The 21,095-nt window shown below is 70.3% G+C and carries 14 protein-coding genes and 1 other RNA gene; 1 reads left to right on the top strand and 14 read right to left on the bottom strand.

The window, feature by feature from the left end; genetic code table 11:
- Positions 1-80: 80 nt before the first annotated feature.
- From GFD21_RS01035 to mraZ, 14 genes are all read right to left on the bottom strand, one after another.
- Complete coding sequence (locus GFD21_RS01035) at positions 81-3,206, bottom strand: alpha-mannosidase (RefSeq protein ID WP_163196061.1); 3,126 nt, start codon at positions 3,204-3,206, stop codon at positions 81-83.
- Positions 3,207-3,470: 264 nt separating this feature from the next.
- Positions 3,471-3,867: a transfer-messenger RNA gene (ssrA, locus tag GFD21_RS01030) on the bottom strand.
- A 92-nt stretch (positions 3,868-3,959) separates the two neighbouring features.
- The gene (locus tag GFD21_RS01025) at positions 3,960-5,048 is read right to left on the bottom strand and encodes a cell division protein FtsQ/DivIB (RefSeq protein WP_163196060.1); all 1,089 of its coding nucleotides are present in this window, start codon (positions 5,046-5,048) and stop codon (positions 3,960-3,962) included.
- A complete protein-coding gene (gene murC, locus GFD21_RS01020; RefSeq protein WP_404801549.1) occupies positions 5,048-6,553 on the bottom strand; it encodes a UDP-N-acetylmuramate--L-alanine ligase in 1,506 nt (501 codons plus the stop codon). The genes GFD21_RS01025 and murC overlap by 1 nt, the downstream gene beginning before the upstream one ends.
- 121 nt (positions 6,554-6,674) lie before the next feature.
- Positions 6,675-7,859: a UDP-N-acetylglucosamine--N-acetylmuramyl-(pentapeptide) pyrophosphoryl-undecaprenol N-acetylglucosamine transferase gene (locus GFD21_RS01015; protein ID WP_163196058.1), complete on the bottom strand. Its 1,185-nt coding sequence runs from the start codon at positions 7,857-7,859 to the stop codon at positions 6,675-6,677.
- A gap of 116 nt (positions 7,860-7,975) precedes the next feature.
- Positions 7,976-9,157 (bottom strand): FtsW/RodA/SpoVE family cell cycle protein, encoded by a 1,182-nt coding sequence (locus tag GFD21_RS01010; RefSeq protein WP_225431520.1) that lies wholly within the window; start codon positions 9,155-9,157, stop codon positions 7,976-7,978.
- Positions 9,144-10,595, bottom strand: a complete 1,452-nt coding sequence (gene murD, locus GFD21_RS01005) for a UDP-N-acetylmuramoyl-L-alanine--D-glutamate ligase (RefSeq protein WP_163196057.1) — start codon at positions 10,593-10,595, stop codon at positions 9,144-9,146. The genes GFD21_RS01010 and murD overlap by 14 nt, the downstream gene beginning before the upstream one ends.
- Positions 10,596-10,736: 141 nt before the next feature.
- The gene (mraY, locus tag GFD21_RS01000; protein ID WP_163196056.1) at positions 10,737-11,843 is read right to left on the bottom strand and encodes a phospho-N-acetylmuramoyl-pentapeptide-transferase; all 1,107 of its coding nucleotides are present in this window, start codon (positions 11,841-11,843) and stop codon (positions 10,737-10,739) included.
- Positions 11,844-11,890: 47 nt separating this feature from the next.
- Complete coding sequence (locus GFD21_RS00995; RefSeq protein WP_163196510.1) at positions 11,891-13,384, bottom strand: UDP-N-acetylmuramoyl-tripeptide--D-alanyl-D-alanine ligase; 1,494 nt, start codon at positions 13,382-13,384, stop codon at positions 11,891-11,893.
- Between the two features lie 123 nt (positions 13,385-13,507).
- A complete protein-coding gene (locus tag GFD21_RS00990; RefSeq protein ID WP_163196055.1) occupies positions 13,508-14,401 on the bottom strand; it encodes a UDP-N-acetylmuramyl peptide synthase in 894 nt (297 codons plus the stop codon).
- 34 nt (positions 14,402-14,435) lie between these two features.
- A complete protein-coding gene (locus tag GFD21_RS00985; RefSeq protein ID WP_163196054.1) occupies positions 14,436-16,253 on the bottom strand; it encodes a peptidoglycan D,D-transpeptidase FtsI family protein in 1,818 nt (605 codons plus the stop codon).
- Positions 16,250-16,711: a hypothetical protein gene (locus tag GFD21_RS00980; RefSeq protein WP_163196053.1), complete on the bottom strand. Its 462-nt coding sequence runs from the start codon at positions 16,709-16,711 to the stop codon at positions 16,250-16,252. Before GFD21_RS00980 ends, GFD21_RS00985 begins: the two co-directional genes overlap by 4 nt.
- 1 nt (position 16,712) lies before the next feature.
- Positions 16,713-17,774 (bottom strand): 16S rRNA (cytosine(1402)-N(4))-methyltransferase RsmH, encoded by a 1,062-nt coding sequence (rsmH, locus tag GFD21_RS00975; protein WP_318643705.1) that lies wholly within the window; start codon positions 17,772-17,774, stop codon positions 16,713-16,715.
- A gap of 68 nt (positions 17,775-17,842) precedes the next feature.
- Complete coding sequence (gene mraZ, locus GFD21_RS00970) at positions 17,843-18,349, bottom strand: division/cell wall cluster transcriptional repressor MraZ (RefSeq protein WP_404801548.1); 507 nt, start codon at positions 18,347-18,349, stop codon at positions 17,843-17,845.
- Positions 18,350-18,810: 461 nt separating this feature from the next.
- On the opposite strand from mraZ, the gene GFD21_RS00965 reads away from it, so the two are divergent.
- Positions 18,811-21,090 (top strand): HelD family protein, encoded by a 2,280-nt coding sequence (locus GFD21_RS00965; protein ID WP_163196051.1) that lies wholly within the window; start codon positions 18,811-18,813, stop codon positions 21,088-21,090.
- The last annotated feature ends 5 nt before the right edge of the window (positions 21,091-21,095 follow it).

Below are 21,095 nucleotides of genomic sequence, written 5' to 3'. Positions count from 1 at the left end.
CGCCCCCCCCCCCCCCCCCCCCCCCCCCCCCCCCCCCCCCCCCCCCCCCCCCCCCCCCCCCCCCCCCCCCCGGGACCGGGTCAGCCCCGGCGCGCGATGCGCAGGGTGGCGAGCTGGAACGGGCCGAACTCCAACGGCGCGCCGTCGGCCGCCGGCTCTCCGGCGAGCACCCTGGGCAGGTCGGCGGCCAGGGCGTCGCCCTCGAGCACGTCGGTCTCGCGCACGGTGGCGCCGCGCAGCGCGTCGGACACGCCGAGGCGCGCACGGGCGTGGCCGCCGGCGGCCTCGTAGACGCGGGCGATGACGTCGCCCGAACCGTCGTCGGCGGGCTTGACCCAGTCGAGCACCACGGTCCCGTCCTCGGATTCGACCGTGACAACGGGCGCGATGTCGGGCACGTCGTGCAGCGTCGGCGCGTTGAGGGCGCATGCGGCGTCGTTGACGCGCCCGACGGTCGCGTCGGCGACGACCGCCCAGTCGAACGCGTGGGAGCCGATGTCGGTGCGCGGGTCGGGGAAGGTCGGCGCGGACAGCAGCGACAGGCGGAACATGGTGCCGGCGCCCAGGCCGCGTGCGGCGTCGCCGGCGATCGGCGCGGCGTCGGAGCCGTAGATGGACCCGTTGACGACGGCGGCCGCATAGCCGGCCTCGCGCAGGATCGCGAACCGGTTGGTGCTGCTTTCGTATTTGGCCTCGTCGGACGCGCTGTTCTTGACGACGGGGCGTTCGACCAGTCCGTACTGGCAGTCGTAGATCGCACGGTCGGCGACGACGCCCAGCGGCAGGTCGACCTTGAGGAAGCGCTCGCGTTCGTGCCAGTCGACGTCGGCGTGGAAGTCGAGCGTGCGGGAGCCGGGACGCAGCGTGACCGTCGTCACGATGACCGTGTCGCCGTCGGCCGTGCGCACGGTGACGTGGCCCGCGCCGGAGTCGTCGACGGACGACGACGTGACGGCGCCGTCCATCCCCTCGCCCATGAGCAGGGATTCGCGTTCGATCTCCCAGGCGTCCCAGACAGCGGGTTCGTCCTTGAGCAGCTCGTAGCGGCCCAGACGCGCGCCGGCGGGCACGAGTTCGCGGCCGTGCGTCTCGTCCCTGAGCGACGAGACGGCGCCGTCGGCCTCCACCTTCGCGGTGAGCAGGCCGTTGGCGAGGGTCACGGAGCCGTCGGCGCCCGTCGTCACTGCCACCGGCGCGGCGTCGCCGGCGGCGTCCACGGGCAGGACGCGCCACGAGGCGCCGTCGGCGCGGTACTGGGCGATGCGCGCCTCGCGCAGCAGATCGGCCTTCGGGTCGGCGCGGCGGATCACGGCGCACATGTCCCCGGCGATCTCGCCCAGGCGCTTGAGGTCGCGGCGGTAGTCCTCCCGCGCCTCGCGGTGCACCCAGGCGATGGACGAGCCGGGCAGCACGTCGTGGAACTGGTTGAACAGCAGCGTCTTCCAGATGCGGTCCATCTCCTCGCGCGGATAGACGTATCCCGGGTCGGCGAGGGAAGCGGCGACGCCCAGGTATTCGACCGTGCGCAGCAGGGATTCCTCGCTGCGGCAGCCGCGCTTCATGTCCTGCTGGGAGGTGAGCGTGCCGCGGTGGAGCTCGAGGTACAGCTCGCCCTTGTAGACGGGGGTCTCGTCGCCGGCGTTCTGCTCGATCTGGGTGCGCGCCTTGGAGAAGAAGTCGTCCGGCGGCTCGATGGTCACGCGGGAGACGCCCTCGAGGTCCCGGTAGCGGTGCAGGTGCTCCATCATGTTGCGGGTGGGGCCGCCGCCGCCGTCGCCGAAGCCGAAGAGCAGGAGCGAACGGTCGGCGAGGTCCTTGTCCTGGAAGTTCTTCTCGGCGTAGTCGAGCTCGTCGACCTTGCACCACGCGGCGTAGGTGTCGGCCGGGGGGAAGTGCGTGAAGATGCGCGAGCCGTCGATGCCCTCCCACATGAACGAGTGGTGCGGGAACTTCGTGGTGTCGTTCCACGAGATCTTCTGCGTGAGGAACCATTCGTAGCCGGCGCGGCGGGCGATCTGCGGCCAGGCGCCCGTGTAGCCGAAGCTGTCGGGCAGCCACACGCCCTTGGGTTCCACGCCGAGATGCTCCCTGAAGTAGCGCCTGCCGAAGGAGATCTGGCGGATGAGCGATTCGCCGGCGGGCAGCATGCCGTCGGCCTCCACCCACATGCCGCCCACGGGGATGAACCGGCCCTCGGCGATGCGTCCCAGCATGCGCTTGAAGATGTCCGGATGGTCCTGTTCGAGCCACGCGTACTGCTGGGCGGAGCTCATCGCGTACTTGAAGTCCGGGTCGGCGTCCATGAGCGCCAAAGCGTTCGAGACGGTGCGGGCCACCTTGCGGCGGGTCTCGCGCACCGGCCACAGCCACGCCGAGTCGATGTGCGCATGGCCGATGGCGCTGACGTTCATCGCGGAGGCGTTGGCGGGCTTGGCGAGCACGCCGGCGAGGGCGGCGCGCGCGGCGCGGACGGAGTCGTGGTCACGCTCGTCGAACGCGTTGAGCGAGCGCTGCAGGGCCTTGGCGAGCTGCCAGTAGCGCGGCGACTGCTTGTCGGCGAAGCGCATGAGGGAGCTCACCACGTCGAGGTCGACGGAATAGTTCTCGTAGTCGGCGTCGAATTCGGTCAGGTCAGCGGCCTTGAACACGTAGGGCTCGTCCGGCCTGCCGGTGGCGTGGTCGCCGAGCTCGGTCTCGATGAACGGCGGCACGCCGAGCAGCAGCGGGTTGCTGGCGGCTTCGAGGTAGAGGGTGAAGCGGCCGTCGGAGTCGACGGGCACCTGGGCCTTGCCGTCGGCGGACATGAACGGCACCCAGTGGTTGAGCGGGTGGACGGCCTTGACGGCGGTGCCGTCCGGCCGGTAGACGAGGCCTTCGATGTGGCCGCCGCAGGAGTGCGGGTACCAGCCCAGGTCGATGTTGAGTTCGAGCGGGCGGCCGTTCGGCAGCCCTTCGGGCACGCGGCCGGTCAGGCGGAACCAGACCGTGCCCCAGGTGGTGCCCCACTCGTGGCCGAGCTCGAACGGGGAGAACGTGATGTCCCCGGCGTCGAGCCGGGCGAAGAATTCGGCCGACGGCATCGGCTCGCCGGGGATGTCGAAGGCCTCGACCGTCAGGTGCGCCGCCACCGGATGGATGTGCGGGTCGACGCGCTGCCGGATGATGCGTTTGCATCGTTCGAGTTGCTGTTCGGGTTTCAGGAACATTCGATGTCTGCCACTTCCTTGTCGCCGCCGATTGAACGGCCACTTCGTCGTGTCCGCCTCCCGTGCGGAAGGCGCGTTCGTTGGCGCCGGTCGTCCCCGCCGGGAACTAAAGCGCTTTAGTGACATTGTCGCGAATCGCGACACGCATGTCAAATCACGGCGTTCCGCCGCATGGACGGCACCGAAAGGCCCCTCGGACTCGCGGGACGCAAGGGCGGGCGGAAAACGCAGAAGCGCCGCCCCTTGCGGAGCGGCGCTTCTGCCTGGTGGAGATGCGGGGAATTGAACCCCGGTCCGGTGACCGTACCCTCAGTCTTCTACGTGCGTAGTCCACTGGCCATGCGGCGGTTTTTCTGCCCCCAACGATGTCGTGGACGACTGTTGGCGGGCATATTCGCAGTCAAAGTCCCGATGCGGCCCTGAGACTCAACCACATCGGCTAGTCCTCTAAACGACGCTCAGCATCCCCCCGAAGACGAGAGGGAGTGAACGGAGCGGCTGCTCACTGGTTAATCCTGGCGCGAAGCTCAGGCAGCGAGAGCGAACTCAGTGCGGTTAGATTTAGCACTTATTCTTTTGCCGGGGGCATCCACGAGCGGACCCGGCGTTCTCGGCACGCTTCCCTGCGACGAACAGGTCACCGTCGAAACCGATCATCCCCATTCTTGAATTATCAAGCCCGGCCTTGCGACCGGACTTTTCAGAGTACAACCCGTTCCCCCGACACGCAAATCGACGGCGGCCCCTATGCCCTCAGCGCAATACGGGGCGCAACGGCGCGGACACGTCGACCTGCGTCTTGTCGCCGATGACGTTCGGATCGGACAGGATCTTGTCGACGACCGCGCTTTTGAGCTTCATGTCGGACGAATCGCCCCACACGACCACGTGCGCGCCGCCGTCGAGCTCGGTAGTCACCGAATCCTGCGTGCCGGCGGTCACCTTGGTGATCTTCGTGCGCAGCGATTCGGGCAGCGCGTCGAGCACCTGGAGGGTCTCCTTGACGGCGCGGCTCTTGAGACCGCGGTCCACGTCGCCCACCTCGATGACCGGCACGCCCTCGGCGGAGGCGCCGGCGACCGAATTGAGCACCCGGGCCTTCGCGTCCACGGCGGTGAGCGAGTCCGACCCCTTCTCCTTGAGCATGGCGGCGGGCCGCTGCGCCTTGATGGCGACCTGGAGGCCGTGCGGGTAGCGCTTCGTCGCCTCGGCGCTCGTGACGCCCGGGATGGAGCCCATCTTCTCGGTCATGGCGTTCGTGTCGACCAGCAGCAGCGACCTGCCCGTCTGTTCGCCGACGATGGAGCGGATCTGTGTCTCGCTCACCCACTCGTTCGCCCCGGTGACGGTGACCTGGGACGATTCGAGCCTCAGCACCGGCGAGAGGAACAGCAACCAGCCGAGTCCGATCGCCGACACCGCGGCCAGCACGCCCGCGAGCACGCGCAGGACGACGATGCGCGCGCCGACGCGCTTGCGTTCCCTGGCGCGCGCGGTGAAGTCGACGACCTTGGGCCTGGTGGCCAGCCCCAGCGTGCCGGTGTTCTCCTCAAGCGTCCTGGCGACGAGGTCCTCGCTGGCGAGCCTGCGCGCGTCGACGAACTGCCCCGGTTCCGAACGCGAGACGGGTTTGCGTTCCCGCGCGGCCCGCGCGGCGGCGCTCCCCTCGACCACGCGCCCCTTGCGTCCGGCGCGCGTGGCGGAAGCGGACGCCCCGGCGGGTTTCGCGGGCTTGCGCGCCGCGGTCCCCTTCGCCGACCGGACGAGCCCGGAGGAGGCGGAACGCGCGTTCCCGCCGCCCGCCGGGGCGGGCCCGTCGGATCTGACGACCCTTCCGGCCATCACTCGCAGCTTTCGCGGTGGGCCTCGAGCGCGTGCAGGATCACCTCGTCCATGTCGGTGATGTCGCCGGCGCCCACGGTGAACACGACGTCGCCGTGGTGCGCGCGCATGGCCATCATGCGCGCCGCGAGGCTCATGTCGTCGACGGCGCGGAACTCGACGCCGGTCATGCCCTGGCTCTCGCGCACGATGGTGAGCGGCCCCACGCCGGGGAAGTCCTCCTGCTTCTCGCGCGCGGGGAACACGCCGGTGACGATGACGTCGTCGGCCTTGGCGAGGGCCCGGGCGAACTCGCGCGCGAAGAACTTCGTACGGCTGAACAGATGCGGCTGGAACAGCACGCGGATCGTCGAATCCGGGTAGCGGCGGCGCGCGGCGTCGAGCAGCGCGGCGATCTCGGTGGGATGGTGCGCGTAGTCGTCGACGACGGTGACCTGCTTGACGACGCCGCGGACCTGGAAGCGGCGCGAGGCGCCGCGGAACGAGGCGATCGCGGCGGCGGCCGCGGCCGGGCCCACGCCGAGCAGCACGGCGGCGGAGATCGCGGCGGCGGCGTTGCGTGCGTTGTGCAGTCCGGGCACGGCGAGCGTGACCGGCTGGTCGACCGGCTCGCCGCCGGTCACCGCTTCAGGCAGGTGCAGCGTGAAGTGTTCGGCGCCGGTGCCGGCGGTCTCGTTCTCCGATTCGATGTGCACGTAGGCGGCGCCGTCGAGGTCGCCGGCCTCGGCCGGGTCCGTGGTGCCGTAGGCGATGGCGCGCGCCGCGACCGCCGGGTCGAGGGCGCGCAGCACGGCGAGCGCGTCGGCGTCGTCGGCGCAGATGACGACGTGCCCGGTGGCGTGGCCCGCGTGTTCGACGAACGCGGCGCGGTAGTGCGCCTCGTCGCCGTAGTGGTCGAGGTGGTCGGCCTCGCAGTTGGTGATGATCGCGATCTCGGGACGGTACTTCTCGAAGCTGCCGTCGGATTCGTCGGCCTCGGCGACGAGCGCCGCGCCCGCGCCGACGTGCCCGCCGTCGATGGTCGTGCCGTCGGGGCCCTGGATGGAGCCGCCGATCGCGTAGCTCGGCTCCTCGCCGCAACGTTCGAGCACATGGGCGAGCATCGAGCTGGTGGTGGTCTTGCCGTGCGCGCCCGCCACGGTGACGGCGCGCCTGCCGTGCATGAGCAGGGCGAGGATGTCGCTGCGGTGCACGATGCGCTTGCCGGAGCCGTGCGCGGCGACGATCTCCGGGTTGTCCGGCTTGATGGCGCTCGAATAGACGATGGTGTCTGCGCCGGCGACGTTCTCCGCCTTCTGGCCGAATTCGACGGCGATGCCGAGCGAGGTGAGGCGGTCGGTCTTGGCGCTGCGTTCGCGGTCGGATCCGGAGACCTGCACGCCGCGCTCGTGGAGCATCTCGGCCAGGACGGACATGCCGGCGCCTCCGATGCCGATGAAATGCGTGGCCCCCAGCACGTCGATGGTCTCCTCCGGTCGGAAGGCCGCGCGTGCGGGGTCGAGAATGATGGACGAAGTGATGTCTGCGCTCACGAAACGTGCTCCTTGTGGGATTGTCCGGCCATGCGAAAAGGCCTTATCCATTATGTCGTAGGCGGGGACCCTCCCCGCCCGTGCGTCGGTGCGTTCAGGCCTCGCCCCGCCCCGCGGCGAGGTCGAGGATGCGGCGGGCCATCGTGTCGGCGGCGTCGCGGATGCCGTATTCCCACGCCTTGGCGCCCATGGCCCGCAGGCGCTCCGGGTCGGCGAGCAATGCGGGGATCCGATCGCGCACCCACGCGGCGTCGAGGTCCGCGTCGGCGACCATGACGCCGCCGCCGGCCTCGACGACCGGCTGGGCGTTGAACCGCTGCTCGCCGTTGCCGATCGGCAGCGGCACGTAGACCGCAGGCAGGCCCAGCGCGGTGAGTTCGGCGACCGTGCCCGCCCCGGAACGGCAGATCACGAGGTCGGCGCAGGCGAACGCCAGGTCGATGCGTTCGAGGTATTCGGCGACGTGGTAGTCGCCCTCCCCCGCGGCGTCGCCGTCGTTGAAACGCAGGCCGGCGAGGTGGCCGTCGCCGGCGTTGACCCCGACGAGCGTCCTGACCTCGTCGGCCTTGCCCCTGCCGGTCAGGTGCACGACCTGCGCATGGGCGAGGATGTCGCCGGCCGCGGCGGCGACCGCGCGGTTGAGGCTCACGGCGCCGAGCGATCCGCCGGTGACGAGGACGAGCGGGCGGTCCGGGTCCACGCCGAGTTCGGCGGCGGCCCTGCGGCGCACGCCCGCGCGGTCGGCCTCCAGCTCGCCGACGAGCGCGGCGATGGCGGGGCGCAGCGGCAGTCCGACCCGTTCCACGACGCCGCCGCGGCCGGCCTTCAGCCCGGTGCCCTCGTACACGGTGCCGATGAAGTCGGCCCAGCGGGCGCCCAGCCTGTTGGCCATGCCGGCGCGCGCGTTCTGCTCGTGGATGACGATGGGCAGGCCCATCCGGTGCGCGGTGGCGTACACGGGGGCGGAGGCGTAGCCGCCGAAACCGGCGACCACGTCGGCCTCGCGCGCCTCGAGGATGTCTCGCACCTTGCGCGTCTCCGCCTTCCATTTGGCGGGGAACCTCAGCATGTAGAGGTTGGGCCTGCGCGGGAAGGGCACCTTCTCGATGGTGTCGAGCTCGAATCCGGCGGCCGGCACGAGGTCCTTCTCGAGTCCGACGGCGGTGCCGACGACGCTCACCCGAGCCTCGGGGTCGATCCCCCTGATGGCGTCGGCGACGGAGAGCAGCGGGTTGACATGTCCGGCGGTGCCGCCGCCGGCGAGGACGATATGCTTCATGGGTATCGAGCATAGTCATGCGCATGGCCCGGACGCCGTCGCGGCACGGCATGCGGGACGGGCGCCGGCCGGGGCGGCGGACGGAGGGGCGGCGGGGACCGTCCAGAAGGAACCGTCTAGAGGCGGGAAACGTCGGCCCTGATCTGCGGCTGCTGGCGCATGAGCCCCATGGCGAATCCGGCGGCCATCAGGCACATGAGCATCGACGAGCCGCCCGCGGAGACGAACGGCATGGGCACGCCGAACACGGGGAACAGGCCGACGACCACGCCGATGTTGACGAGCGCCTGGCCGACCAGCCAGACGGTGATGCACATGAGCGCGATGGCGCTGTAGCGGTCCTTGGCCTGCAGGGCGCTGAAGACGAGGCACCAGCCGAGGATCACGAAGATGAGGATCACCATCGCCGAGCCGAGGAAGCCCGTCTCCTCGCCGATGATCGCGAAGATGAAGTCGTTGTGCGCGGCGGGCAGGTAGTTCCACTTCTCGCGCGAATTGCCCAGGCCGACGCCGAGGAGCCCGCCGGAGGCGATGGCGTACCGGGCGTGCATCGACTGGTAGCAGATGGCCTGCGTGTCGGACGGGGAGCACTGCGTGTACGCGGCGAGGACGCGGTCGCGCCGGTTCGGGCTGGAGGCGATGAGCGCGACCACCAGCGCCGACATGACGAGCACGCCCCCCGCCAGCCACGGGCCCGGGAACCCGGCGACGAGGAACGCCACGATGCCGATGAACACGATGATCATGGCCGTGCCGAGGTCCTTGCCGCCGAGCACGAGCGCCAGGCACAGCGCGTACACGGCGAGGACCACGCCGTAGCATGCGAACCGCTCCTTGGCGCCATGCGCCTTCGCGGCCGCCTTGCGGGCGGCGATCAGGGCGGACGGCAGCCACATGCACAGCGACAGCTTGACGAATTCGGCGGGCTGGAAGGTGACCGAGCCGATGCCGATCCAGCCGTAGTTGCCGTATTGGCCCACGCCCAGCGGCGTGAAGGTGAGCAGCTGCAGGCCGATCGCCGTGCACACCGCGGGGAACGCCAGACGCCGGTACGTGCGCACCGGCAGCACGCTGACGACCACGCCGACGACGAGGCCGAGCACGCAGAACACCAGCTGGCTGAGCGAGTCGGTGAACGGCGATTTGCCGGAGGACGCGGCGGAGACGGCGGACGAGGAGAACACCATGATCACGCCGAACACGCTCAGCCCCAGCACGGCCATGCGGAAGCCGTGGTAGCACCACAGCGGGTTGAACAGGCTGCGCATCCCCGGACGGGCGCGGTCAGTGTTCGCCATGCGACCTCACCCAACGGCGGGCGGCTTCGGCGAAGCGGTTGCCGCGGTCGGCGTAGGAGACGAACTGGTCCATCGAGGCGCAGGCGGGGGCCATGAGCACCACGTCGCCGGGCTCGGCGTACGCGCCGGCGGCCTCGACCGCACGCTCCATCACGGTGTCGTTCGGATCGGGGTCGATGACGGTCAGCGGGGTCTCGGGCGAGGACGCCGCGAACGCGTCGAGCATCGGCCGCTGGTCCTTGCCGATGATGACGGCGGCCTTGATGGTGTCCTTGCGGTCGGCGACGAGGTGTTCGAACCGGCTGCCCTTGGCGAGGCCTCCGGCGATCCACACGACGGAGCCGTCGGCGAAGCTGGTGAGCGAGGCGTTGGCGGCGTGCGCGTTCGTGGCCTTGGAGTCGTCGACGAAGCGGATCGTGCGCCCGGAGGCGTCGGCGTCGGTGGCGGCGACGGTCTCGATGCGGTGGCCGCCGGGACGGAACGCCTTGAGGGCCTCGAGCGCCTTGGCCCTGTCGGCGCCGTAGCCGAGCACGAGGGCCAGCGCGGTGAGCGCGTCGGCGAGCAGGTGCGGGTAGATGGTGCCGTCGGGTTCGGTGAGGTGTTCGAATTCGGCGATGGGGGCGACGCGCACGGCCTCGCCCACCCGGCCGCCGGCGACGCCGCTCATGTCGACGATCCAGCCGTCGGCCACGCCGATCTGCCCGGCCTTGGGCCCGTGCAGCGTGAAGCCGACCTTCAGGCATCCGGGGGCGGGCTCGGCGGCACCGGCCTTGGCGGTGACGAGGGCGTCGTCCGCGTTGTAGACGAGCGCGCGGCGCACGCCGTGGAACACCTTGGCCTTGTCGGCGGCGTAGTTCTCGCGGCCGCCGTGCCAGTCGAGGTGGTCGTCGGCGATGTTGGTGATGGCGGCGCAGTCGAGTTCGAGCGAATCCGTGAAGTGCAGCTGGAACGAGCTCAGTTCGACGCACAGCACGTCGTGCGCGGGGTTGGTGGCGCAGCGCGACAGCGACATGGCCATGTTGCCGGAGGCGATGTTGCCGGCGCAGGGCGCGTCGTAGCCGCAGGCGGTGAGCATCGCGGAGGTCATCTCCGTGGTGGAGGTCTTGCCGTTCGTGCCGGTGATGCCGATCCACGCGGCCGGCCGGCCCGTGCGCTTCGAGTCCACGCGCAGGCGCCACGCGAACTCGACCTCGCTCATCACCGGGATGCCGCGGCGCTGCGCCTCGAGGACGAACGGCGTGCGCGGGTTGAACACCGGCGACGACATGACGTAGTCGACCTTGTCCCAGTCCACCTCGTCGAAGGAGTGCAGATCGGCGCCGGGCTTGCGCTCATCGACCCCGATCACATGCGCGCCGAGCTCGTCGAGCACCTCGGCCAGCGACGTGCCCGAGACGCCGAGCCCCGCGATGACGACCGTCTTGCCTGCGATATCCATATCAGACCCCCTGATCCTTGTGCCGGACGCCGCGTTCGGGGCGTCCGGACGATTCCAGCGGCATTATCCCAGCCGCATATTACGCGTATGGCGCATGGGGCCGCCGCGCGGGCGCGGGCCCGCGTGCGGCGCCGCCCGGCGTCAGCCGAACAGCAGGCCGGAGCGGGTCACCCAGTCGCCGTAGAAGACGACGAGGCCGATGAGCACGAACATGAGCTCGATCATCCAGAAGCGCACGACGACCTTCGACTCCTGCCACCCGCACAGCTCGAAGTGGTGGTGGATCGGCGCCATCTTGAACACGCGCTTGTGCGTGGCCTTGAAGTAGCCGACCTGGATGACGTCGCTCATCGCCTCGATGACGTACAGGCCGCCGATGATGACGGCGAGGAACTCGGTGTGCGTGGCGATCGACAGCGCCGCGAACAGGCCGCCCAGGGCGAGCGAGCCGGTGTCGCCCATGAAGATCTCGGCGGGGTTCGTGTTGTACCACAGGAAACCGATGCAGGCCACGGCCGCGCACACGGCGATGATGGTCAGGTCGAGCGGGTCGGACACGCCGTAGGCGAAGCCGGCGTGGCCGGCGCCCTTGAGGTGGTAGCTCTCCCAGAACGCGATGACGCCGTAGCCGGTGAACGCGATCATCGAGGAGCCGGCGGCGAGGCCGTCAAGACCGTCGGTCAGGTTCACGGCGTTCGTCCACGCGGCCATGAGGAAGTTCACCCAGATGACGAAGATGACGATGGCGACGGCGCGTCCGGCGAAGTCGAAGCTGAGGAAGGGCTTCTCGATGAAGCTCATGCCGGCCTGCGCGCTGGGGAACCCGTTCTTGGTGGGGATGAGGAGCGCGAGCACCGCGTAGACGGTGGCGAAGACGAACTGGCCGATGAACTTGCCGCGCACCGTCAGGCCCTCGTTCTGCTTCTTGCGCACCTTGGCGAAGTCGTCGATGAAGCCGAGCAGGCCCATGGAGAGCATGGCGAAGAGCACGAGCACGGCGGACCAGGAGGGCACGTCGCCGCTGTGCAGGTAACGGTAGAGGGCCGAGGCGCCCCAGCCCAGCAGGATGGCGAGGTTGATGACCACGCCGCCGAGCGTCGGGGTGCCGCGTTTGACCAGATGCGACTGCGGGCCGTCCTGGCGGATGTACTGGCCGTAGTGCAGCTTGTGCACGAGGCGGATGAGCATCGGGGTGCCGACGATCATGACGATCAACGACACCAGGATTCCAATGATGAGCGCAATCACTTGAGGTCTCTCTTCCCTGTCGTCCCTGTTGTTCCCGGATCCCGCCGCTAGCGGGCGTCCTTCTGCCAGCGTTCCGCCAGCGTGCTCAGCCCGGAGGCGTGCGAGCCCTTGAGCAGCACCACCGTGCCGGCGTGTTCGCGCGCCACGGCGGTCACGAGCGCGTCGGCCTCGTCGGCGTCGTGCACCCAGTCGACCGGCACGCCGTCCTCCTGCTGCGCCGCGGCCGATTCGCGGGCGCCGTGCGCCATGGCCTCGGCGAGGGCGTCGAACCCGGGGTCCTTCGCGCTGCCCACGGTGATGATGCGGTCGAGGCCCAGCCCTGCGGCGTAGGCGCCGATCTCGCGGTGCAGCCCCTGCTCGTCGCCGCCGAGCTCGAGCATTGCGCCGAGCACGGCCACGCGGTACGGCTCCTCGCCTTCGCCGGCCCCCCAACGGGCGAGGCCGTCGAGGCCGGCGCGCATGGAATCGGGGTTCGCGTTGAACGAGTCGTCGATGAGCGTGAAGGAGGCGCCGTCGCGGTCCACGGTGGAGACGGCCATGCGGTGCGGGCTGATGCGCCGCTGCTCGCCGAGCGTGCGGGCGATGTCGTCCAGCCCCATGCCGAGCATGCGGGCCACGGTGGCGGCGGCCAGCGCGTTCATCACGTTGTGGGCGCCGGGGATGCCCATGTCCACGTGCGCCTGCGCGCCGTCGGCGGCGACGAGCGTGAAGGAGGCGCGGTCGAACGCGTCGGTGGCGACGTCGCGCGCGGTCAGGGCGTCGCGGTCCGCGTTGGCCGGGTCCACGCCGAAACGCAGCACGCCGGCGGGCGCGATGGCGGCCATGGCCTCCACGTGCGCGTCGTCCGTGTTGAGCACGGCCACGCCGTCGGGCAGCAGGCCGCGCACGATCTCCGACTTCGCCTGGGCGATACGCTCCACCGAGCCGAATTCGCCCAGATGGGCGACGCCCACCTTGAGCACGACGGCCACGTCCGGCGGGGCGATGGTGGTCAGCCTGGCGATCTCGCCGACATGGTTCGCCCCCATCTCGGCGACGAAATAGCGGGTGCCCTCCCCCACGGTCAGCGCCGTGAGCGGCAGTCCGATCTCGTTGTTGAACGAGCCGACGGGGGCGACGGTGGGCCCCATGGTGGACAGCAGCGCCTTGAGCAGGTCCTTGGTGGTGGTCTTGCCGACCGAACCGGTCAGCCCGACGATGGTGAACGGGCGTCCGGTGGCGCGGCGGCGTGCGATGTTGTGGCGGGCGAGCGCCCCCAGCGCCCCGACGGTGTCGTCGACGACGACCTGGGGGACCTCGGCCCCGGCGACCTCGTGGTCGACGATCGCGGCGACCGCGCCGGATTCGCCGACACGGCCCACGTAATCGTGTCCGTCGACGCGTTCGCCCTTGATGGCCACGAACACGCCGCCGGAGCCGATCAGCCTCGAATCGCTGGCCACATGCAGCGCCACGGCCCCTTCGGGGACCGCTCCCCCCGCCGGGGGGACGACGCGCCCCCCGGTCGCCTGGGCGATCTCATCGATGGTCATCGGCATCATCGTGCTGTCCACACCTGCTCCTCTTGTCATGCTGTTGTCAAGCTTGTTCGTATGCGGGTCCCGCGACGCGGGCCCCTCCTTCATGCGGGCCCGGCCCGGTCCCCGCGCCGTCCGGCGCGGCCCTCAGCCCAGGTCCCCGGCCACGCGCAACGCGTTGCGGATGTTGTTGCGGCGCACGCCGGCGGCGAGCACCATGGCGATGGCCATGGACAGGCGCGAACGCTCCGCCGGGTCGTCGCCGCCCGCCGCCGCGGCCGCGAGCGTGTCCGACTCCTCGGTGCGGCTGGTGACGTGCATCTGTTCGTCGGCCCGGAAACCGTATTCGGCCTGCATCCGTTCGATGACCGCCCGGTCCGCGTTCACCGGGGCGGGGGTCAGGGAGCCGAACACGTCGACGTTCACCGCCTCGAGGGCGTGCGGCGCGACGGTCAGGTCGTCCAGTGCGATGACCACCGCCGCGGCGCCGTCCTCGGCGCACACGGCGAGCGTGCGCTGCATGTCGAGGATGCCGAGCGGGTAGTCCAAGTCGAGCTCGCGTTCCAGCGAATACGAGCCGCCCACGCTGATCACGCCCACCGGGTTGCCGAGCATGTGCAGGAAGCGCGCGAGCTTGTCGACGATGGCCACGCTCTCCTGCGGTGTGCCGCCGCTGACGGCGAACACGGCGAGTGTGTTGGACGGGTTGCCGGCCATCTGCGCGGCGAGGCCGCCGAGCTCGGCGCTGGTGGGCGAGGCGAACAGCAGCGGCATGTCCGGGTCGTCGTCGGGCAGGACGGCGCGGGTGGAATCGGGCACGATGGCCGCATAGGCGCCGCGCCGGCGCGCCTGGCGCAGCGCCTCGACGTCGAGGTCGCCCTCGGAGTACAGCAGGGCGCCGGGGGCCACGGAGGCGATGTCGTCGGCGAGCGAGGTGACGGTCACGTCCTTGGCGAACGGCGGCACCAGGTCCCATCCGTAGTGTTCGACGAGATGCCCGAGTGTCATGCGCTGCATGATGGACTCGCTCACTGCGCTCATAGTCTGCCTTTCACCTGTCCTCGTACCGATCCGTTCACCAATCCACCGGGATAGCATCCGTGCGGGGCGACGAGTTCGGCACCTCGTACTTCTGCATGAGGAATTCACCGATCTGCGCGAACAGCTTGCCCGATGTGGTACCACCATACATGCCGTCCGGGTCGAGCATGACCACGGTGACGACGTATCGGGGGTTGTCCGCCGGGATGATGCCGGAGAAGTCCGCGATGATCGAGGTGAGCTGCCCGTTGGCGCCGGCCACCTCGGCGGTGCCGGTCTTCGCGGCCACGCGGTAGCCGTCCACGCCGGCCGTGTTCTTGTATTCCTCGGCGACGGATTCCATCGCGTTGCGGATCTCGGCGGCCACGTTCTCGTCGATGACGCGCGTCGCCTCGTTGTGGACCATGTCGGTGACGTGGCCGTCCGCGTCGGTGACCGACTTGACGATCGACTGGCGGCGGTTGACGCCGCCGTTGGCGATGACGGACACGGCGCGCGTGAGCTGGAGCGCGTTGACCGCGTAGCCCTGGCCGAACAGCACGGTGTCCTTGGTGCGGCCGTCCCACGATTCGGGGGTGCCGAGCGTGCCGTTGGACTCGCCGGGCAGGTCCAGCCCCGTGGACTGGCCGATGCCGAACTTGGTGAGCATGTCGTAGCGCTGCTGCGAGGTGACGTTCTGCGCGGCCATGACCATGCCGACGTTCGAGGAGTTCTGCAGGATGCCGGCCAGCGTCCAATGCTCGTTGCCGTGTTCGACGGCGTCATGGAACTTCTGCCCGTTCTTGGTGTACTCGTAGGGCACGGTGAACTTGTCGGTGATCTTGTGCGCGCCGTTCTGCAGGATGGCGGCCAGCGCCGGCACCTTGCCGATGGATCCGGGCTCGAAGGTCTGGCTGACGGCGCGCGAGGCGTTGAGCTTGGCGGCGTCGGTCCCGGCCTTGATCTGGTCGGAGTCCTCGAGCGCGATGATCTCGCCGGTCTGCGTGTCCTCGACGCAGGCGATGCCCCATTGGGCGTGGCTGGAGGAGACGCCCTCGGTGAGCACCTTCTTGACGTACCAGTCCACGTCGGCGTCGATGGTCAGCGCCACGTCCTTGCCGTCGGTGGCCGCCTTGGATTCGGTGACGGTGCCGGGGATGACCTCGCCGCCGTTGCCCTGCTGGTAGACGGTGTAGCCGTCGGTGCCCTTGAGCGTGCCGTTGAGGCTCTTCTCGAGCCCGGCCGCGCCCTCGCCGTCGTCGCCGACGCCGCCGAGCAGGGCGCCGAGCAGCGTGTGCTCGGCGTAGACGCGTTCGCTGCTGAGCTCGCCGTAGACGATGCCGTACAGGCCCAGCTTGTCGATCTGGCGCTTGACCTGCGGGGTGACGTCCTTCTTGATGACCACGTACTGGCCGGTGCCGTTGAGTTCGGCGCCGAGCTCCATCGCGTCCATGTCGAGCACGGGCGCGAGCAGCCGGGCGACGGCGGCCGCGCCGGTGGCGCCCACGGGCTTGCCGTCGACCTCATGGCAGTAGCCGAGCGATTCGGCCTGCTTGGAGCCGCAGGCGACCGGCGTGAACGAGGTGGCCGCGTCGGGCACGCCGATGATGTTGTAGCGTTCGACGCTTTGGGCGAGCACGGTGCCGTTGGTGTCGGTGATCCGGCCGCGGTTGGCGCGCTGCACGACCTTCGAGGTGCGCGCGTTGGTGGCGGCCTGCGCGGTGGCGCGGCCCTCCAACAGCTGCACGCAGGCCAGCTGCCCCAGGCACGCCATGGCGATCAGGGCGAGGACGATCCCGACGGCGAGGCAGCGCGTCACGAAGCCGTCCAACCCGTGGGCCCGGGCGAACGAACGCGGGTTCGGTCTCCTCATTGCTGTCCGCCTTCCGTGGTCTGACGGTATCCGTTGAGGTCGATGGACACGGAGCTGGACTGCGGGACCATGCCCATGTCGCTGGCCTTCTGCGGCAGCGAGGCCTGGAGCTGGTCGAGCTTGGCCTGGTCGTCCTGCACGTCCTGGGTGAGCCGGCTGATCGAGGTCTCCAGAGAGGAGACCTCGAAGGCGTTGGACACCATCTGCGTGCGCAGCATGAGCGCGCCCACCAGCGTGGAGGCGAGGAACGCCACCGCGATGACGATGTGCACGGTGGGCGCGGACCGGGTCCGGACCCATTCCATGACGCGGCCGAACCCGGCGGCGAGGCCGTCCTTGTCGGCGCGGCCGCCGTTGACGACGCGCAGCTCGGGACGCGAGGCGGGCCTGGCCGCGGGCTCCGGTCGCCGGGATGCCGCCGCGGCGTTCGAACGCACCGTGCGTGCCGTGGATGCCATGTCAGTTCCTCCCCCCGCGGCGGCGCCTCCCCGCGGCGCCCGACGCGTTCACGTCCTGTTCGAATCGTTCGATGTGCCGTCTCGGTATCGGCCTGACCAGTTCGACCGCGCGCAGGCGCACGGAGGCGGACCTGGGGTTGGCGGCGATCTCGGCCTCGTCGGCCTTGAGCGCGCCCCTGGTCAGCTCGCGGAAGAACGGGCGGGCCTCGGGCGGCACCACCGGCATGTTCGGCGGCACGTCGGCGGTGAGGCCGGACGCCATGAACGTCTTGACGGTCTTGTCCTCGAGCGAGTGGTACGACTCGACGACGATGCGCCCGTGGGGGGCGAGCCGCAGGGCGATCTGCGGCAGGGTCCGCGCAAGCTTGTCGAGTTCCCCGTTCACCTCGATGCGCAGCGCCTGGAAGACGCGCTTCGCCGGGTTGCCGGCCGGCCGGTGGGCCTTGGGCACCACCTCGTCGACGAGCGCGCCGAGCTGCGCCGAGGTGGTCAGCTCCTCCCCCTGCGCGCGGCGGGCGACGATCTCGCGGGCGATCTGGCGGGCGAAGCGTTCCTCGCCGTAGGTCCTGAAGATGTCCGTCAGCGAACGCTCGTCGTAGTCGGCGAGCACGGCCGCGGCGGTGAGCGGCTGGCTCACGTCCATGCGCATGTCGAGCGGCGCGTCGTGGGAGTAGGAGAACCCGCGTTCGGTCTCGTCGATCTGCAGGCTGGACAGGCCCAGGTCCATGAACACGGCGTCGACGCGGCCGATGCCATGGTCGTCGAGCGCCTCGGTGAATTCGTCGAAGGCGGCGTGCACGGGTGTGAACCGGTCGGCCAGCCCCTCGCGCTCCATGCGTTCGGTGGCCAGGGACAGCGCCTCGGCGTCGCGGTCGATGCCGACGAGGCGCGCGTGGGGCGCCGCCTTGAGGAAGGCGGTGGCGTGCCCGGCCAGGCCGAGCGTGCAGTCCACGATCACCGGCCTCGCGCCCGGGCCGAACCCGGAGGTGACCAGCCGCACGCAGTCCTCGAGCAGGACCGGCTGGTGGATGGAGTCCAGGCTCCTCTCGTCTGCGGCGTTCACGCTCGTCCCTTCCGTCCTTTCCGTCGGCCGCGCCCGACCGGGCGCGTCGTTCGTCGTCGTTTCGCGTCTCACAGCCCCACCTCCGGCAGGACGTCGTCCGCGATGTCGGCGTAGCCCTGCTCCTTGTCGGACAGGTAGGACTCCCATGCCTCGCGGTTCCAGATCTCGGCGCGGGTGCCCACGCCGATGACCACGATGTCGCTGCCCAGGTTGGCGTAGTCGCGCAGCATCTGCGGCACGAGCACGCGCCCCTGCTTGTCCGGATCCTGGTCGACGGCCCCGGACAGGAAGACGCGCAGGTAGTCGCGTGCGGCCTTGTTGCCCATCGACGTGCGCTGGATCTGCATCGCGATGCGGCGGAACTCCATGGCCGGCAGCAGGTACACGCACCGCTCCTGGCCGCGGGCCATGACCAGGCCCGTGCCCAGCTGGGAGCGCATCCTGGCGGGCAGGGCCATGCGGCCCTTGGCGTCGATCTTCGGCGTGTAGGTGCCGAGCAGGAGCGGGGGCAGCCCCATCTGGCCCATCCCCTGGGAGGGGTCCGCGGGCATCATCGCCATGGGCTGGGAGCCCATCGGCATCTGTCCGGGCACGCCCATGGCCGGCGCATACCCCATGCCAGCCGCGTTCATGCCGCCCATCGCGCCGGGCATGGCCATGTTCGCCATCGGCATGCCGTTGGTCGCCTGCATTCCGGCCGCCTGCACGGACGGAGCCGCCTGGCCGGCCCCCGCGGCGGGGTCGAATCCGTTGCCGTTCAAGCCGTTCGCGGTTTCGCCGGTCATTCGCCCCACCTCCTTCGCGCATCGCTCCGGGGACACTCCGACCACACTGCTTCCCCACTCTACCCCACAACTCCCCATTTCTCCCCACCCGCTCACAGAATTCGCGCTTTTGCCTGCATGTCGGCCCCGAAGCGCCCGAATTCACCCGAAGTTCACCGTCGACGGGCGTGCGGGCGCCATGGACGTTGGGGGCGGGGAGTAGATTGGTATGCCTTACATTTCCGGCAGAACAAACAGGGGAAACGAAGCACATGTCGAGTTACGCCTCGCAGATCGAGGAGGAACAGCGCGCGGTCAGCCGCGCATACGAGCGTCTGGACGCGTTGCGCGCCGAGGCACGGAGCCGTCTCGACGCCGTGCGCGCCGCCGGTTCGCACGGCTCGCCCACGCAGCGCACCGAACGCGATTCGTTCGCGACGATGTACGAGGACCGCCTCACCCAGCTGCGCGCGGTCGAGGACCGGCTGGTCTTCGGCAGGCTCGACGCCGCGGACGGATCGAAGCGCTACATCGGGCGCATCGGCCTGTCGGACGCCGGCCATGTGCCCATGCTCACCGACTGGCGCGCCGAGGCGGCGCGCCCCTTCTACGAGGCGACGCCGTCGCATCACGGCGACATCGTGATGCGACGCCATATCACCCTGAGCTTCCGCGACGTGGTGGCGCTGGAGGACGAGGTGCTCGACGTGCACTCCGACCAGGTCGGCGAGGCGTCCCGGTCGGGCACGCTGACCGGCGAGGGCGCGCTGCTCGCCTCGCTGAGCTCGCGCCGCACCGGCAAGATGACCGACATCGTCGCCACCATCCAGGCGGAGCAGGACCACATCATCCGCGCGGCGATGGACCGCGCGGTGGTCGTGCAGGGCGGCCCGGGCACCGGCAAGACGGCCGTGGCGCTGCATCGCGCCGCCTATCTGCTCTATACGCACCGCCGCACGCTGGAACGTTCCGGCGTGCTGGTCGTCGGCCCGAGCTCGGCGTTCCTGCGCTACATCGACCAGGTGCTGCCCTCGCTGGGCGAGACCGGCGTCGTCTCGCGCACCGTCGGCGACCTCATCCCCGGCGTGAGCGCGACCACCGCGGACACCCCGCGCGCCGCGCAGCTCAAGGGCGACCGCCGCATGGCCGACGCGATCCGCAACGCCGTGGCGGCGCGCGAGCGCGTGCCCGCCGATCTGCCGGTCGTGCAGGTCAACGGCGTGACGGTGCCGATGCTCGCCGTGGACGTGGAGCATGCGATCTCGGACGCGCGCCGCACGCGGCAGCCCCACAACAAGGCCCGCGAGACGTTCGTCAAGTCGATGATCACGGCGATGCGCATCCGCTACGAGGAGCAGCTCGACTACACGCCCGACCAGGACGAGGTCAACCGCGCCGTCTCGCTGCTGCGCATGAACGACAAGGTGCGCGTGGCCCTGAACCTGGCCTGGCTGCCGATGACCGGCCCCTGGCTCATCGACGACATGTTCTCCAAGCCGGCGAAGCTGCGACGGTTCGCGCCCTGGCTGGACGACGCCGACGTCGCCGAACTGACCCGGCCGAAGGGCTCCCCGATCACCCGTTCCGACGTGCCCCTGCTCGACGAGGCGCTCGAGCTGCTCGGCGACGACCCGAAGGTCGCCTCGCGCAGGCGCCGCGAGGAGGCCGCGCAGGCCGAGCAGCTCCAGTTCGCGAAGGACACGTTGGCCCAGAACGGCATCGGCACCGGCCTGGTCACCTCGCAGATGCTCATCGACCAGATCAACGGGGACGACGCCGAGGCCACGGCCCAGCGCGCCGGGCGCGACCGCGAATGGACCTACGGCCATATCGTCGTCGACGAGGCGCAGGAGCTCACCGCGATGGACTGGCGCATGCTCATGCGGCGCTGCCCGTCCCGCTCGTTCACCATCGTGGGCGACGTGGCGCAGACCAGCGCGCTGGGCGGCACCCGCTCCTGGCCGAAGACGATGAACCGCCTGTTCGGCCGCGGCCGGTGGGACCTCAACGAGCTGACCATCGACTACCGCAATCCGCAGGAGGTCTCCGACCTCGCCGGGCGTTTCGCCGAGGCGCAGGGGCTCTACATCTCCACCGTGCATGCGGTGCGGCGCATGCCGGACGCGGTGACGCGCCGCACCGTCGACGGCCCGGACGGCCTCGTCGCGGCGGCGCTGGACGAGGCCGGCGCCCTGGCGCGCGAGTTCGTCGCCTCCGACGGCACGGGCCGTGTGGCCGTCATCGCGCCCGGTTCGCTGCTCGGCCGGCTGCGCCGGGCCCTCCCCGACGCGCTGCGCGCCGCGCTCGGCGAGGACGAGTCGCGGCGCATCACCGGCCAGGATCCCTGGGACCGGCAGGTGGACGTATGCGACACAGAGACGGTCAAGGGCCTCGAATACGACGCCGTGGTGCTCGTCGAGCCCGGCCTCATCGACCAGGAGGCGCCGAGCCGCCTCGTGGCGGCCGCCGACCTGTACGTGGCGATGACCAGGCCCACGCAGCGTCTGGCCATCGTTCGGACGGCGATGGACGAAAAGGACCTCGGACTCTAAGGTGG

The organism is Bifidobacterium platyrrhinorum (assembly GCF_010667645.1).
Taxonomy (GTDB): domain Bacteria; phylum Actinomycetota; class Actinomycetes; order Actinomycetales; family Bifidobacteriaceae; genus Bifidobacterium; species Bifidobacterium platyrrhinorum.
The sequence above is the reverse complement of the archived record's forward strand: the minus strand, read 5'-3'. Positions and strand labels throughout refer to the sequence as shown.

Excerpts from the sequence above, each read along its gene's own strand:
- GFD21_RS01015 (WP_163196058.1), bottom strand. The coding sequence starts at position 7,859 with ATGAAGCATATCGTCCTCGCCGGCGGCGGCACCGCCGGACATGTCAAC.
- mraZ (WP_404801548.1), bottom strand. The coding sequence starts at position 18,349 with ATGGGCTCCCAGCCCATGGCGATGATGCCCGCGGACCCCTCCCAGGGG.
- GFD21_RS01035 (WP_163196061.1), bottom strand. The coding sequence starts at position 3,206 with ATGTTCCTGAAACCCGAACAGCAACTCGAACGATGCAAACGCATCATC.
- GFD21_RS01010 (WP_225431520.1), bottom strand. The coding sequence starts at position 9,157 with ATGGCGAACACTGACCGCGCCCGTCCGGGGATGCGCAGCCTGTTCAAC.
- GFD21_RS01025 (WP_163196060.1), bottom strand. The coding sequence starts at position 5,048 with ATGGCCGGAAGGGTCGTCAGATCCGACGGGCCCGCCCCGGCGGGCGGC.
- GFD21_RS00985 (WP_163196054.1), bottom strand. The coding sequence starts at position 16,253 with ATGAGGAGACCGAACCCGCGTTCGTTCGCCCGGGCCCACGGGTTGGAC.
- GFD21_RS00965 (WP_163196051.1), top strand. The coding sequence starts at position 18,811 with ATGTCGAGTTACGCCTCGCAGATCGAGGAGGAACAGCGCGCGGTCAGC.
- GFD21_RS00990 (WP_163196055.1), bottom strand. The coding sequence starts at position 14,401 with ATGAGCGCAGTGAGCGAGTCCATCATGCAGCGCATGACACTCGGGCAT.
- GFD21_RS00980 (WP_163196053.1), bottom strand. The coding sequence starts at position 16,711 with ATGGCATCCACGGCACGCACGGTGCGTTCGAACGCCGCGGCGGCATCC.
- murD (WP_163196057.1), bottom strand. The coding sequence starts at position 10,595 with ATGGATATCGCAGGCAAGACGGTCGTCATCGCGGGGCTCGGCGTCTCG.
- GFD21_RS00995 (WP_163196510.1), bottom strand. The coding sequence starts at position 13,384 with ATGATGCCGATGACCATCGATGAGATCGCCCAGGCGACCGGGGGGCGC.